The sequence below is a fragment of the Actinomyces sp. zg296 genome (genome assembly GCF_009829695.1).
GTDB classification, from domain to species: Bacteria; Actinomycetota; Actinomycetes; order Actinomycetales; family Actinomycetaceae; genus Actinomyces; species Actinomyces marmotae.
The window spans coordinates 91,256-105,165 of record NZ_VWPG01000004.1; the positions used below are offsets into that span (position 1 = coordinate 91,256).

The 13,910-nt window shown below is 73.8% G+C and carries 13 protein-coding genes; all 13 read left to right on the forward strand.

Annotation, left to right across the window (positions count from 1 at the left end; genetic code table 11):
* The first annotated feature begins 2 nt into the window (after window positions 1–2).
* The 13 genes from pyrF to rpe all read left to right on the forward strand — a co-directional run bounded on the left by pyrF (window position 3) and on the right by rpe (window position 13,508).
* The gene (gene pyrF / locus GVV76_RS04335; RefSeq protein ID WP_159625260.1) at window positions 3–953 is read left to right on the forward strand and encodes an orotidine-5'-phosphate decarboxylase; all 951 of its coding nucleotides are present in this window, start codon (window positions 3–5) and stop codon (window positions 951–953) included.
* Between the two features lie 208 nt (window positions 954–1,161).
* The gene (gene mihF / locus GVV76_RS04340; RefSeq protein ID WP_159523802.1) at window positions 1,162–1,473 is read left to right on the forward strand and encodes an integration host factor, actinobacterial type; all 312 of its coding nucleotides are present in this window, start codon (window positions 1,162–1,164) and stop codon (window positions 1,471–1,473) included.
* A 279-nt stretch (window positions 1,474–1,752) separates the two neighbouring features.
* A complete protein-coding gene (gmk, locus tag GVV76_RS04345; RefSeq protein WP_235905320.1) occupies window positions 1,753–2,367 on the forward strand; it encodes a guanylate kinase in 615 nt (204 codons plus the stop codon).
* A 9-nt stretch (window positions 2,368–2,376) separates the two neighbouring features.
* The gene (locus GVV76_RS04350) at window positions 2,377–2,928 is read left to right on the forward strand and encodes a rhodanese-like domain-containing protein (RefSeq protein ID WP_159625262.1); all 552 of its coding nucleotides are present in this window, start codon (window positions 2,377–2,379) and stop codon (window positions 2,926–2,928) included.
* A 189-nt stretch (window positions 2,929–3,117) separates the two neighbouring features.
* Window positions 3,118–3,519 carry a DNA-directed RNA polymerase subunit omega gene (gene rpoZ, locus GVV76_RS04355; RefSeq protein WP_159523798.1) on the forward strand — a complete coding sequence of 134 codons (402 nt, stop codon included), beginning with the start codon at window positions 3,118–3,120 and terminating at the stop codon, window positions 3,517–3,519.
* A 13-nt stretch (window positions 3,520–3,532) separates the two neighbouring features.
* Complete coding sequence (gene coaBC, locus GVV76_RS04360) at window positions 3,533–4,918, forward strand: bifunctional phosphopantothenoylcysteine decarboxylase/phosphopantothenate--cysteine ligase CoaBC (RefSeq protein ID WP_159625264.1); 1,386 nt, start codon at window positions 3,533–3,535, stop codon at window positions 4,916–4,918.
* A gap of 97 nt (window positions 4,919–5,015) precedes the next feature.
* Window positions 5,016–6,218 carry a methionine adenosyltransferase gene (metK, locus tag GVV76_RS04365; protein WP_159523794.1) on the forward strand — a complete coding sequence of 401 codons (1,203 nt, stop codon included), beginning with the start codon at window positions 5,016–5,018 and terminating at the stop codon, window positions 6,216–6,218.
* Window positions 6,219–6,257: 39 nt separating this feature from the next.
* Window positions 6,258–8,315, forward strand: a complete 2,058-nt coding sequence (locus GVV76_RS04370; RefSeq protein ID WP_159625267.1) for a primosomal protein N' — start codon at window positions 6,258–6,260, stop codon at window positions 8,313–8,315.
* A 138-nt stretch (window positions 8,316–8,453) separates the two neighbouring features.
* Window positions 8,454–8,990 carry an excalibur calcium-binding domain-containing protein gene (locus GVV76_RS10200; RefSeq protein ID WP_236263211.1) on the forward strand — a complete coding sequence of 179 codons (537 nt, stop codon included), beginning with the start codon at window positions 8,454–8,456 and terminating at the stop codon, window positions 8,988–8,990.
* Between the two features lie 363 nt (window positions 8,991–9,353).
* Complete coding sequence (locus tag GVV76_RS04380) at window positions 9,354–10,151, forward strand: HAD family hydrolase (protein ID WP_268891771.1); 798 nt, start codon at window positions 9,354–9,356, stop codon at window positions 10,149–10,151.
* A gap of 10 nt (window positions 10,152–10,161) precedes the next feature.
* Entirely contained in the window at window positions 10,162–11,145 is a 984-nt protein-coding gene (gene fmt / locus GVV76_RS04385) for a methionyl-tRNA formyltransferase (RefSeq protein WP_159625269.1), read from the forward strand.
* A complete protein-coding gene (locus tag GVV76_RS04390) occupies window positions 11,145–12,776 on the forward strand; it encodes an RsmB/NOP family class I SAM-dependent RNA methyltransferase (protein WP_159625271.1) in 1,632 nt (543 codons plus the stop codon). Before fmt ends, GVV76_RS04390 begins: the two co-directional genes overlap by 1 nt.
* Before the next feature lie 54 nt (window positions 12,777–12,830).
* Complete coding sequence (gene rpe / locus GVV76_RS04395; RefSeq protein ID WP_159625273.1) at window positions 12,831–13,508, forward strand: ribulose-phosphate 3-epimerase; 678 nt, start codon at window positions 12,831–12,833, stop codon at window positions 13,506–13,508.
* Window positions 13,509–13,910: the final 402 nt, after the last annotated feature.

Here is a 13,910-nt window from a genome sequence, read left to right on the forward strand (position 1 = left end):
CGATGAGCCACGAGCCCAGCGCCGGCACCACTACCAGCGGCGCCCCCGCCCGGTCGGAGGGAGCCCCCCGGAAGGCCGAGGGGAATGACTTCCCCGGCCGCCTCCCCTTCGGCGCCCGTCTGGCCGCCGCCATGGACGACCACGGCCCCCTGTGCGTGGGCATCGATCCGCACAGCGCGCTCCTGGCGTCCTGGGGCCTGACCGACGACGCCGCGGGCCTGCGCGAGTTCAGCCTGCGCGTCGTCGAGGCCGTCGGGGGGCGGGTGGCCGCCGTCAAGCCGCAGTCCGCCTTTTTCGAGAGGCATGGCAGCGCCGGCATCGCCGTCCTGGAGGAGACCCTGGCGGCGCTGAGGGACGTGGGATCCCTGTCGATCCTCGACGTCAAGCGCGGGGACATCGGCTCGACCATGGGCGGCTACGCCCAGGCCTACCTCCTCGACGCCGCCCCCCTGGCCGCCGACGCGATCACCGTGTCCCCCTACCTCGGCTACGGCTCGCTCGCCCCCGCGCTCGAGGCCGCCAGCGCCACCGGGCGCGGCCTGTTCGTGCTGGGACTGACCTCCAACCCGGAGGGCGCCACCGTGCAGCATGCCACGGCCTCCTCGGGCCGGGCCGTCGCCGCGATGATCGCCGACGGCGCCGCCGTCTCCAACGCGGCCGCGCGCGCCCAGGGCGTCCTGGGGAGCATCGGCCTCGTCGTCGGCGCCACCATCGGGGACGCGGCGCGGGATCTGGGGATCGACCTCGCGGCGACCAACGCGCCCCTGCTCGCCCCCGGGGTCGGCGCCCAGGGCGCCGGGGAGGCCGAACTGGCGCGGGTCTTCGGCCCGGCGCGCTCCCAGGTGCTCGCCTCGACGTCGAGGGGCGTGCTCGGCGCGGGCCCGGATCCGGAGGCCCTCCGCGAGGCGGCCGGACGAGCGGTTTTGGAGGCCGGAAGGGCCCTGAGAAGGTAAAACGACACGCCATCGACATGTGTCGCTCATCACTTGTGTGAGGGTGTTGTGACGTTGTAAAGCCCCTGACCTGCGCGGGTATCCGGAGCGTTACGGTGTCCGGAACGATACCGCGTAACGTCTTAGCAAAGCTGCCCGTAATGGGGGGTTTCGGGTCATAACCTTTCATCACCGCACAAAGTGACCGATATGAAGGAGATTACAGGTCATGGCGCTTCCCACCCTCACCCCCGAGCAGCGGGCCGAGGCCCTCGCTAAGGCCGCCGTCGCGCGCACCCGCCGCGCGGAGGTGAAGATCGCACTCAAGCGTGGTGCGATGAGCCTGTCAGAGCTCTTCGACCTCGCTGCGACCGACGAGGCTATCGGCAAGATGAAGGTCCTCGACCTTCTCCAGTCGCTCCCTCGTGTTGGCTCGACGACGGCTCACAACCTCATCGAGGAGATCGGGATCTCCGAGTCCCGCCGCGTTCGAGGCCTGGGGGCGCAGCAGCGCGCTGCCCTCCTGCGCCGCTTCCACTGAGCTTCCCCGGGTTCCCTCCCTGACGAACTCAGCACCCTGAAGGCTCCCCGCGATCGCCATCGGCGACGCGGGGAGCCCTCTTCTCCGCATCGGCCTCGCGGGCATCGTGGACACGCTCGGGGATCGCCAGTGCCCGCCCGCCGCGCGGGGGAGGGTGCGGCGCGTGGGGGAGGGCGGGCCTGGTCGAGGACGACCACGACCAGCGGAGAACTCCCTGTCAACATCCCCGCCCCCACAGGATTTTCCGGAGACGGCTCCGGATGGCCCATGATTGGGGCCATGATGCCCGCGATCCCCGCGCCCTCCCCAGTGACACCGCCAGCGCGGCCGCCGGCCCGACTCACCGTGGTCGCCGGGCCGACCGCCGTCGGCAAGGGGACGATCGTCGCCGAGCTGCGCGACCGCCACCCCGAGCTCTTCGTCTCCGTGTCCTGCACCACCCGAGCGCCGCGCCCGGGCGAGGAGGACGGCTTTCACTACCGCTTCGTCGACGACGCCGAGTTCGACGCCCTGGTCGAGCGGGGAGACATGCTGGAGTGGGCGCTCGTCCACGGGGCCCACCGCTACGGCACCCCCCGGGGGCCGGTCGCCGACGCCCTCGCCCAGGGGCGCCCCGCCCTCCTCGAGATCGACCTCGCCGGGGCCCGGCAGGTGCGCGAGTCCATGCCCGGCGCCCTCTTCGTGTTCATCGCCCCACCCAGTTGGGAGGCCCTCGTCAACAGGCTCGTGGGCCGGGGCACGGAGGGTGCCGCCGAGCGGGAGCGCCGCCTGGCCACCGCCCGCACCGAGATGGCGGCGGCCGAGGAGTTCGACGTCGTCGTGGTCAATGACACGGTGGAGCGCGCCGCCGCCGAACTCGAGCGCCTCCTCGGACTGCTTCCCGCCCGCTCCTAGGATCGGTTCATGGCTCTCCCCACGCTCCGCCCGCGCCCGGCTGGGGCCCCGGCCGCGGCCAGCAGCGGCGCCGATGCCCATCCGGGCAGGCGCCGCGTCCTCCGCCTCGTTCCCGCCGCGGCGATGGCGGGCCTGCTCGCCGCCTGCTCCTTAGAGGCCAGCCCTTCCCGGGCCTCGGCGACGACTCCCTCCCAGCCCGCCCCCCTCCAGCCGTCGGCGGGCCTCCCGCCGGGCGGCACAGTCTCAGCGGGCCTCACCCCGGGCGGCACGGTCTTAGCGAGTCTTCCGCCAGGCGGCACGGTCATCGACGTGCGCTCCAGCGAGGAGTACGCCCAGGGGCACCTCGAGGGCGCGATCAACATCGATGCCGACTCTGCCGACTTCGATTCCGCCATCGATCGCCTCGACCGCGGTGCCGCCTACGCCGTCTACTGCCGCTCGGGCGACCGCTCGGCCAGGGCCGCCCGGGCCATGAGGGACAAGGGGTTCACCAGCGTGCTGGACCTAGGCGGCTACCAGCAGGCCTCACTGGCGCTCGGCGTCCCCGTCGTCACGGGCTGAGACGGTCACCACGGCGCCCCGGGGCCGGGTGGGTGGTGATTCCCCGCCCCCTGAGGCGCTAGGATGTCCTGGCTCGGCCCGTTGGCCAGCACCGGCCAGCACCACGGACGTATCCGGGCCCTCGCCCCCGCTCGTCGGAGCGGGGCCTGCCGGGCCCGTTGATACCCGATCGATCCGAAAGAGGAGCTCATGCTCGGAACCTCCCCCCAGCCCGAGGGCATCACGAACCCGCCGATCGACGACCTCCTGGAGAAGGTCGACTCGAAGTACGGGCTCGTGGTGGAGGCCGCCAAGCGCGCCCGTCAGATCAACACCTACACCCAGCAGCTGGAGTCCAACCAGTTCGAGTACTTCGGCCCGCTCGTCGAGGTGGCCCCAGAGGAGAAGCCCCTGGGCATCGCCCTGCGTGAGATCGCCGAGGACAAGCTCCAGGTGATCAGCGGTGAGGAGGCCCGCGCCCGCCGCGCCGAGGCTGACGCCGCCCGCCGCGCCGCCGAGGAGGACATGTTCGCCGACATCTCGCTGGACACCGCGGTCACCTTCGACGAGACCGAGACGACCGGCCCCGGCGTCGACAACATCGAGTTCTGACACGAGCACGCCCGTGCCGCAGCGCAGCGAGGCCGCTCATCGCGCCGCGCCCCCCGCGGGGCCGCGGCGCGTCGTCGTCGGCGTCGCAGGCTCCATCGCCGCCTACAAGGCGCCCACCGTCATCCGGCTCCTGCGCGCCCAGGGCCACGAGACGCGCGCCGTGGCGACCCAGGCCGCCCTGCGCTTCATCGGCGCCCCCGCCCTGGCGGCCGTCAGCGGCGGGCCGGTGGGCGCGGGAGTCTTCGACGACCCGGCCGCCGTCGAGCACGTGGGGCTGGGGGAGTGGGCCGAACTCGTCCTCGTCGCCCCCGCCTCGGCTGACCTGCTCGCCCGCGTCGCGGCCGGCCGCGCGGACGACCTGCTCACCGCCACGATCCTGACCACCACGGCGCCCGTCGTCCTCGCGCCGGCCATGCACACGCAGATGTGGGCCAACGCCGCGACGGTCGAGAACGTCGCCACCCTGCGCCGCCGCGGGCTGACCATCATCGAGCCCGATGTCGGGCCCCTCACGAGCGGGGACTCCGGTGCGGGGCGCCTGCCCGCCCCGGAGCGGATCGTCGCCGAGGCGCTGGCCGCGCTGACCGGGGCGACCGCCGCCGCGCGTCGCGCCGGCGGCCAGGAGGCGGCCTCCCCTGGTCCGCTGTCCGGCCGGCGCCTCGTCGTCTCCGCGGGCGGCACCCATGAGCCCATCGACCCCGTGCGCTTCATCGGTAACCGGTCCTCCGGCCGTCAGGGGGTGGCCATCGCCAGCGCCGCCGCCGCGCGGGGCGCCGACGTCGTCCTCATCGCCGCCAACATCTCGCCCGAGGTCCTCGCCCCCCTGGGAGGGGCGACGGCCGCGCCGGGCTCCGGAACCGCCCGGATCGTCGAGGCCCCCACGGCCCTGGACATGGAGGCCGCCGTCCGCTCGGAAGCCTCCAGCGCCGATGCCGTTGTCATGGCGGCCGCCGTCGCCGACTTCCGGCCGGCCCACCCCGGGATCTCCAAGATCAAGAAGCAACGCCTGGCCGACGGTGCCGGCCCGGCCGCGGGCGGCGCGGACGAGGGCGCCCGGCCCGCGCGGGTGCCGGCGCCCATCGAGTTGGTGACCAATCCCGACATCCTCGCCGGCCTCGTTGCCGATCCCCCCCGGCCGGGGCAGCTCATCGTCGGCTTCGCCGCGGAGACCGGAGACGAGGAGGGCGACGCCCTCGCGCATGGCGCGGCCAAGGCCCGCCGCAAGGGCGCGCACCTGCTCGCCGTCAACGCCGTCGGCGACGGCAGGGGATTCGGGGACGTGCCCAACGCCGTCGTCGTGCTGGATCCCCAGGGCGTTGAGGTGGCCCGGGGCGAGGGCACGAAGGCGGAGGTCGCCGGGCTGCTCCTGGACCTCATTACCGAGCGGCTCCCCCGCTGAGCGGAGCCCTCCTTGGCGCGTACCGCGGGGATCGGCGCGGGGCGCGAGGGCGGAACGGGCGGTCATTCCTGTCGGGGGCCGTGGTTAAGATGCGGCCGTGACTTCCCAACCGCGCCTCTTCACCTCCGAGTCGGTCACCGAGGGCCACCCGGACAAGGTCTGCGACCGCATCTCGGACTCCATCCTCGACGCCATCCTCGCCCAGGACCCCGATGCGCATGTGGCCGTCGAGACCATGGTGACCACGGGGCTGGTGCATGTGGCGGGGGAGGTCACCACTTCGGCCTACGTGGAGATCCCGCAGATCGTGCGCGATGAGATCGTGCGCATCGGCTACGACTCCTCGGACGTCTGCTTCGACGGCCGCTCCTGCGGCGTGTCCATCTCCATCGGCCAGCAGTCCCCGGATATCAACGCCGGCGTCGTCAAGGCCCTCGAGGTGCGCGATGACTCCTCTGACCTCGACCCCCTCGACTTCCAGGGCGCGGGGGACCAGGGCCTCATGTTCGGCTACGCCTGCACGGACACCGCCGCCCTTATGCCCCTGCCCATCCACCTCGCCCACCGGCTCGCCGAGCGCCTGGCGGCCGTGCGCAAGCAGGGGATCGTGCCCGGCCTGCGCCCCGACGGCAAGACCCAGGTGACCATCGGCTACGACGGCGATCGCGCCGTGAGCATCGAGAGCGTCGTCATCTCCACCCAGCATGATGAGGACCGCAGCCGCGCATGGCTCACCGATGCCCTGGCGGCCGAGGTCATCGAGCCCGTCATCGCGGCGGAGCAGGCGGCGGGGATGGACGTGGCGGTCGGCGGCATCGACCTGCTCATCAACCCCTCCGGCCAGTTCGTCATCGGCGGGCCCACCGGGGACGCGGGCCTGACCGGCCGCAAGATCATCGTCGACACCTACGGGGGCATGGCGCGCCACGGGGGCGGTGCCTTCTCCGGCAAGGACCCCTCCAAGGTGGACCGCTCCGCCGCCTATGCCATGCGCTGGGTGGCCAAGAACGTCGTCGCCGCCGGGCTCGCCACCCGCTGCGAGATCCAGGTGGCCTACGCCATCGGCGCCGCCCGCCCCGTGGGCCTCTACGTGGAGACCTTCGGCACCCACACCGTCCCCGTCGATCGCATCCAGGCCGCCATCGACGAGGTCTTCGACCTGCGTCCCGCCGCCATCATCCGCGACCTCGACCTCCTGCGCCCCATCTACGCGGGCACGAGCGCCTACGGCCACTTCGGCCGTCCGGGATTCAGCTGGGAGGCAACGGATCGCGTCGAGGCTCTGCGCGCGGCGATCTGAGCCCGGGGGACGCGCGATGGGCGAGCCGATGACGGGCCGATGAAACGCACCGCCCAGCAGGGCGAGCTCATCGCCGCGCCCGCGCGCCCCGAGCGCACGATCACCGCGCCCGACGGCGTCATCGACCCGGTGGCCAGGGTGCTTCTGGACACCCCCGTGTCCCACCTCGACCGGCTCTTCGACTACCGCGTCCCCGCCGCGCTCGACGCCGACGCCCGAGTGGGCACGCGCGTGGCCGTGCGCTTCGGCGGCCAGGAGGCGCACGGATGGGTCTGGGAGCGCGACTCGACCACCACCCACCCGGGCGCGCTCACACCCGTGCGCAGGGTCATCTCCGATCTGCCGGTCCTCACGCCTGCCACCATGCGCCTAGCCGAGTCCGTGGCCGAACGCGGCGCGGGGTCCCGCCCCGATGTGCTGCGCGTGGCCGTTCCGCCGCGCCACGCCCGCGCCGAGGCCTCCGCGCGGGAGGGGCCCGCTCCCGTCCTGCCCCGGTGGCCCGCCCCCGGCAGCGGCGGCTGGGCGGCGTATGAGGGCGGCGCGGAGATGCTGCGCTCGCTCGCCGACGGCGGCGCCCCCCGGAGCGTGGTCACCGTGCTGCCCGGGCGGGAGGGCGTGACCGCGTCCTGGCCCGAGCTCCTGGCTGACGCCGCCCAGGCGGCGCTCAGCGCAGGGAGGGGCGTGCTCGTGCTTGTCGCCACCGCCGAGATGACCGAGGATCTCGCGAGCGCTCTCACGGCGCTCCTGCCGGGCGAGCCCGTGGTCACCCTCGCGGCGGACCGCGGTCCCGCGCGGCGCTATCGGGCCTTCACCCGCCTGCTCCTGGGCCGCGCCCGCGTCGTCGTGGGCACGCGCGGCGCCGCTTTCGCGCCTGTGGCCGATCTCGGCCTGGCAGTCATCTGGGATGATGGCGATGACCGCCTCGCCGAGCGCCACGCCCCCTACGCGCACGCTCGCACCGTGCTCGCCCTGCGCTCCAGCCTGGAGCGCTGCGGCCTGCTCATCGCCTCCCACGCGCGCAGCGTCGAGGCCCAGGCCTATGTGGAGCGCGGGTGGGCCGCGAGCCTGGCCGCCCCCAGGAGCGTCGTGCGCGCCGCGGCCCCGCGCGTGGAGGTCCCGGGCGTGGAGCTGGAGGCCGAGGGGGCCTCCGGGGCCGCCCGCTTCCCCTCCTTCGCCCACCGGGCGGTGCGCGCGGCCGTCGAGGCCGGGCCGGTTCTCATCCAGGTGCCACGCGGGGGCTACGCCCCGCTCGTGGCCTGCGATCGCTGCCGGGCGCCGGCGCGCTGCGCCACCTGCGGCGGGCCCATGACCATGGAGCGCGGGGGAATGACGTCCTGCCGGTGGTGCGGGAGGTCCCCTCACGGATGGCGCTGCGAGAGTTGTGGCTCCGAGCGCCTGCGGATGCGCTCCGTCGGCTCGGCGCGCACGGGGGAGGAGCTGGGCCGGGCATTCCCCGGAGTCGGCGTCGTTGTCTCCGGGGCGAGGGAGGATCACGGCGTTATCGCCGAGGTCGATGACTCGCCTCGGCTCGTCGTGGCCACCCCGGGGGCGGAGCCGGTCGCCCAGGGGGGCTACCGGGCGGTCATCCTCATGGATGCCGGGGCCCTGTCCTCACGGGTGGACATGGGCGCCACCGTGGAGGCGGTGCGCCGTTGGACGAACGCGGCCGCGCTGGCGGCGCCCGGCGCGCGGGTCATCGTGCTGGGGGGCCCCGAGCCCGTGGCCGCGCAGCACTTCCTGCGCTGGGACCACGAGGGCTTCGCCCGCAGGGAGCTGGCCGAGCGCATGGAGTTGCACCTGCCGCCGGCATGGCGGACCGCCTGCCTTGACGGGCCCCGCCGCGCCGTCGAGGACCTGCTCATGGCGGGGCAGGACGAGGGCTACGAGGCGCTGGGGCCCGTCGAGGCTCCGCGCGCGGGAGGCGGGCGGGCCACGGACTCCGCGCAGGCCTCCCAGGCGACTCACCGAGGACTGCTGCGCGCGCCGGCGCCCCGGGGCCGCGAGCTTGCCGCGTGGCTGCGTCATCGCCTGCGGGACCGCTCCGCCCGCCGCGAGGACCCCATCCGGGTCGAGCTCGACCCGACTCGACTCTGGTAGCGATTCGATCTCAGCGGCGGATCGCCTCGTTCCCGGTGCTACTTTCCAACGGTGGGCCCATCCACTCCCCCTCATGGCGCCCTGCCCCGCGCGGCGCCTGGATCGTGCGCCGCGCCCCTGCCTCCCCAAGGAGCCATCGTGCTGATCCCTCGCCGTTCCCTTGCCATCGCCGCGTCCGCGGCGCTCATCCTTCCCATGCTCGGCGCCTGCGGCACCGATCGCGAGTCCTCCTCGACGAGGCCGACATCGAGAGCGGTCTCGACCACCGATTCTCATGTCGCCTCGGAGGAGGAGAGTCGCGCCGCGGCTGAGGCTGAGGCCTCCCGGCAGGCCGAGGCCACGAGGCAGGCGGAGGCGAGCCAGGCAGCTGCCGAGGCGAGTCGAGCCGCCAAGGAAGAGGCCGACCGCGTGGCGGCTGCGGCTCAGGAGGCACGCCAAGCGGAGGCCACTGAACAATCGGAGCAGGAGCCGTCCTCCGGTCGGGGAAGGGTCGATCAGCGGATCGCCCCGCTCGCCGGCACTGGCGGCTCCTCGTCATCCAGCAAGGGCGGCCCCGCCTACTACTCCAGTTGCAAGGAGGCCAAGGCCGCCGGAGCCGCACCGCTCCACCGAGGCGATCCTGGGTACCGGTCCAAGCTCGATCGAGACGGTGACGGCATCGCCTGCGAGAAGTGAGGACGCCCCTGCGCCCTCGGCCCGCAGATACCGTCTCGTCCCGCTCCTGCGCCCTCATACTGCGAGGATGAGACGGTAACGGCGGGCTGAGACCGTAAGACGGGGCTGAGACCGTAAGACGGGGCCGAGACGGTATGACGGGGCTCAGACGGTAACGGCGGGCTCAGACCGTACGACGAGGCTGAGGGCGGCCGCTACAGTCGGGGCGTAAGCGCTGCGATCACTGCGATCACCGTGATCACCGCGAGGCCTGTGAGCGCCGGAAGCGCCTCGGGCTCGTCCCACCCGCCCCGTCACGTCATGAGCATTGAGAACCGTATGAGCCCCATGAGTCCTATTAGCCCTACGAGTCCTATGACCCCCATGACTCCTATGAGCGCTGATCCCGCGCGGTCGCGGCGCCCGCCATCCCAGCGATCCGCCGGCCCCGCCGGCGTGAGCACCACCGGCCCCGCCGGCGTGAGCACCACCGGCCCCGCCGGCGTGAGCACCGCCGGCCCCGCCGGCGTGAGCACCACCGGCGCCACGGGCGGGGTCGACGCGATCATCCTCGACCTGGGCAACGTGCTCTACGCCTGGGAGGCCGTCGCCGCCGTCGCCGGGCGCGTGAGCCTGTCCGCCTGGGAGGAGTTCTGCGCGGGTGCCGACTTCACCGCCCTCAACCGCCGCTCCGACCTCGGGGAAGACTTCGACGCCATCGTCGCCGACCTCGCCGCCGCCCACCCCGAGAGGCCCGACTGGGCGGACATTCTGCGCACCTATCGGGCCTGCTTCCGCGATTCCCTCACCGGCCCCGTGCCGGGGATGGCGGACCTCGTTGACGAGTTCCTCGCCACAGGGCTTCCGCTGTACTGCCTGACCAACTATGACGGCCCCACCTTCGACGCCACCCGCGACCTGGTCCCGCAGCTCGACCGCTTCGCCGGGATCGTCGTCTCCGGCAAGGAGCACCTCATCAAGCCTGATCCCGCCATCTTCCGCCTCACCCTGGAGCGCTTCGGCCTCGAGCCCACCCGCGTCCTCTTCATCGACGACTCCCAGGCGAACACCGCCAGTGCCGCCGCCATGGGCATCCTCACTCACACCTTCACAGGCGCCGGCGCCCTGCGCGCCGAGCTCGTCGAGCGCGGCGTTCTGCCGGCCCGCGCCACCCGCCCCTAGACTGGCGCCCATGCGCATACTCTTCGCCGGGACACCCGAGCCGGCCCTCCCCGTGCTGCGGGCACTCATGGACTCTCCCGAGCACGAGATCGTCGGAGTTCTCACCCGGGCGGACGCCCGCTCCGGCCGCGGCCGGGCCCTGCGCCCCTCGCCCGTGGCAGCCGTCGCTCGCGAGGCCGGCATTGACACGCGCACCCCGGTGAACCTCAAGGACCCCGAGACCCAGGACTGGGTGCGCAAACTGGGCGTTGACGCGGCCGTCGTCGTCGCCTACGGCCGGCTCGTCCCTCCCGCCCTCCTGGACGTCCCCGCCCACGGCTGGCTCAATCTCCACTTCTCCCTCCTGCCCGCCTGGCGCGGAGCGGCCCCCGTCCAGCACGCGATCATCCACGGCGACGACGTCACCGGCGCCTGCGTCTTCCGCCTCGAGGCGGGCATGGACACCGGGCCCGTCCACGCGAGCCTGGCCGAGCCCATCGGCCCCACTGACACCGCCGGGGACCTGCTGGCCCGCCTCGCTCACGCCGGAGCGCCCCTCGTCCTCGACGTCCTCGCCCGTCTCGCCGCCGGCGGCGCGCGGCCCGCCCCCCAGCCCGATGAGGGCGTGAGCCTGGCCCCGATGCTCACCCCCGACGACGGGCGCATCGACTGGGAGCGCTCAGCCGCTGAGATCGACCGCCAGATCCGCGGCGTCACCCCCGCGCCCGGCGCTTACAGCACCTATCGTGGGGCCCGTTTCCGCCTCGGGCCCGCCACCCCCGTTCCCGGGGCCTCCGATGCGGGCGCCGGCGCCCTCGCGCCCGGTGAGCTGCGCGTCACCAAGCGGGAGGTCCTCGTGGGCACGGGCGCCGGCACGCTGCGCCTGGGACAAGTGGCGCCGGCCGGCAAGAACTGGATGGACGCGGCCGCCTGGGCCCGCGGCGCCAGGCCCGCTCCCGGCGCCCGCCTCGGCGAGCAGGCCGCCTCGACGGCGATGCCGGGAGGCGAGCGCTGATGGCCGGGCGGGCGGGCGGCAGCGGCCAAGGACGGAGCGGCAGCGGCCAAGAAGGCCGGGGAGGCGGCCGTCGCGGCCAGCAGCGGGGCCATGCCGCCTCCCAGCGCCGAGGCCAGGGCCGCGAGCGCGGCCACGGCAACGAGGGCGGCCGCAATCACCCGGCCCGCCAGGGCTCCCAGCGGGGGCGCGGCCCGCGGGACGACGGCGGCTCGCAGCGGTCGCGCCCCAATCCCGACGCCGCGCGCCTGGCGGCTCTTGAGGCCCTGACGAGGGTCCGCGAGGACGGCGCCTATGCCAACCTCGTGCTCCCGCCAATCCTCGCCGCCGCGAGCCTCGACCGCCGGGACGCCGGTTTCGCCACCGCGCTGACCTATGGGGCTCTGCGTCTGGCGGGCCGCTATGACGCGATCCTCGCCCTGTGCGTCGACCGCCCCCTGGCCCAGCTCGACGGCGTCGTCCTCGACGCGCTGCGCCTGGGCGCCCACCAGCTCCTCGGCATGCGCGTGCCCGCCCACGCCGCCGTGTCGGCCACGGTGGAGCTCGCCGCCCACGCCGCGGGGCGCGGCGCCTCCAGTTTCGTCAACGCCGTCCTGCGGAAGGTCTCCGCCAAGGACCTCGATGCCTGGCTGGCCGAGTTGCGGGCCGCCGCCCCCGATGAGTTGGCCGCCTTGGCGGCCATCGAGTCCCACCCCGTGTGGATCGTCAAGGCCCTGCGCCAGGCCCTCGTGGTGAGCGGGCGCGATCCCAGTGAGCTCGAAGATCTCCTCGCTGCGGACAACGCCGATCCCGAGGTGGTGCTCTGCGCCCGCCCCGGCCTCGTCGAGACCGAGCGACTGGCCGCCGAGGCCCGCCGCGCCGTCGGCGACGAGCCGCGCCTGGGGGACACCAGCCCTTGCGCCGTGGTCCTGGCCGGAGGCGACCCCGGCCGCGTCCCCGCGGTGCGCGACAGCCGCGCGGGCGTGGAGGACGAGGGCTCCCAACTCGTCGCCCTCATGGCCAGCGAGCCGGCGATCACCGGGCGCGACGAGCGCTGGCTCGACATGTGCGCCGGACCCGGCGGCAAGGCGGCGCTCCTGGGCGCCCGGGCCGCGCAGAGGGGCGCTCGCCTCGTCGCCAACGAGGTCGCGCCCCACCGCGCCAGGCTCGTCGAGGCCGCCGTGCGCGCCATCCCCGACGGCGTCGTCGAGATCCGCTGCGGGGACGGGCGCCAGATCGGGCGGGACGAGCCCGGGCGCTACGACCGCGTCCTCGTCGACGCGCCCTGCACGGGCCTGGGCTCCCTGCGCCGCCGCCCCGAGGCCCGCTGGCGCCGCGATCCCAAGGACGTCACCGAGCTCGCCGCCCTCCAGCGCGAGCTGCTCCTGTCCGCCCTTGCCGCCGTGCGGCGCGGGGGATTGGTCGCATACGTCACCTGCTCGCCCCACGCCCTGGAGACCAGCCTCGTCGTCAAGGACGCCCTGAGCCGCGCCACGCGCGGCGGCATGAGCATCGAGACGCTCCACGCCGGCGACGCCGCCACCCGCATCGCGCCGCGGCCCCCCGCCGGAGCGGACCGCGCCCAACTCCAGTTCTGGCCCCACCTGGACGGCACCGACGCCATGTTCTGCGCCCTCCTGCGCCGCGACCGCTGATAGCGGGCCAGTCGCGCACCACCAGCCCTGATACCTCACTGAGGAGACCCCGTCATGACCGCAACGCCCGCGATCCACCCCTCGATCCTCAACGCCGACGTCTCGCGCCTGGCCGATGAGATCGCCCGCATCGGCGGGCCCGGGGGAGCCGACGGCGTCCATGTCGATGTCATGGACAATCACTTCGTGCCCAACCTGTCCTGGGGGCTGCCGGTGGTCGAGGCCGTCCTGGGCTGCACGGGCCTGCCCATCGACGCCCATCTCATGATCGAGGACGCCGACCGCTGGGCCCCCGCCTACGCGGAGGCCGGGTGCGCCACCGTCACCGCTCACGCCGAGGCTACGACGGCGCCTGTCCGCCTGGCCGCGGAACTGCACCGCCTCGGGGCCCGCGCCGGCATCGCCCTGCGCCCGGCCACCCCGTTGGCGGCGGTGGCCGACGTGCTCGGCGATTTCGAAATGCTCCTGATCATGACCGTCGAGCCCGGTTTCGGCGGTCAGTCCTTCATCGAGTCGATGTTGCCCAAGATCCAGAGCGCCCGGCGCCTGGTGGGCCAGCGCGGCCTGGAGGTGAGCATCCAGATCGACGGCGGGGTCTCCGCGGCCACGATCGAGCGCGCCGCCGAGGCGGGCGCCGATGTCTTCGTCGCCGGGTCGGCCGTCTACGGCGCCGACGACGCGCTGGCCGCCATCGGCGAGCTGCGCGCGCTGGCCGCCGCCCACATGCGCTGAGGCGCGTCGGCCCGAGGCGCTGCCATGGCCCGGGCCGACGCGGAGCGCCGCGGTGGGGCGCTTGGCCACCGCCCTCAGGCGCTGCCTGGCGTTGCCCCGGTTCCAGTTGGTCGCCGCGCACGCCTTGTCTAGCATCCCGCCCTTGCCCCCTGGATGTCTTGGCGCACGAGGCATCGAGCCGTCTTTGACGGGCATCCCTCATGAGTCTCGTCGACCCTTGACTTCAAAGCGAGATGGAGTACGTTAGCACTATCACCGACGCCCATAGCGCGAGTAGACCTATAGATTCATAGCAATGGCGCATCGATCAAGGACTTCTGGAAATGGAACTCAAAGGCGTGTTCAGCGGTCTCCGACGAGTTGATAAACGCGGTGACGGCCTGGAAGTACTGCGACTGCTGC

What these genes read in the sequence shown, in the direction of transcription:
- pyrF (WP_159625260.1), top strand. Translation starts at nt 3, where the DNA reads ATGAGCCACGAGCCCAGCGCCGGCACCACTACCAGCGGCGCCCCCGCC.
- mihF (WP_159523802.1), top strand. Translation starts at nt 1,162, where the DNA reads ATGGCGCTTCCCACCCTCACCCCCGAGCAGCGGGCCGAGGCCCTCGCT.
- gmk (WP_235905320.1), top strand. Translation starts at nt 1,753, where the DNA reads ATGATGCCCGCGATCCCCGCGCCCTCCCCAGTGACACCGCCAGCGCGG.
- GVV76_RS04350 (WP_159625262.1), top strand. Translation starts at nt 2,377, where the DNA reads ATGGCTCTCCCCACGCTCCGCCCGCGCCCGGCTGGGGCCCCGGCCGCG.
- rpoZ (WP_159523798.1), top strand. Translation starts at nt 3,118, where the DNA reads ATGCTCGGAACCTCCCCCCAGCCCGAGGGCATCACGAACCCGCCGATC.
- GVV76_RS04370 (WP_159625267.1), top strand. Translation starts at nt 6,258, where the DNA reads ATGAAACGCACCGCCCAGCAGGGCGAGCTCATCGCCGCGCCCGCGCGC.
- GVV76_RS04380 (WP_268891771.1), top strand. Translation starts at nt 9,354, where the DNA reads ATGACTCCTATGAGCGCTGATCCCGCGCGGTCGCGGCGCCCGCCATCC.
- fmt (WP_159625269.1), top strand. Translation starts at nt 10,162, where the DNA reads ATGCGCATACTCTTCGCCGGGACACCCGAGCCGGCCCTCCCCGTGCTG.
- GVV76_RS04390 (WP_159625271.1), top strand. Translation starts at nt 11,145, where the DNA reads ATGGCCGGGCGGGCGGGCGGCAGCGGCCAAGGACGGAGCGGCAGCGGC.
- rpe (WP_159625273.1), top strand. Translation starts at nt 12,831, where the DNA reads ATGACCGCAACGCCCGCGATCCACCCCTCGATCCTCAACGCCGACGTC.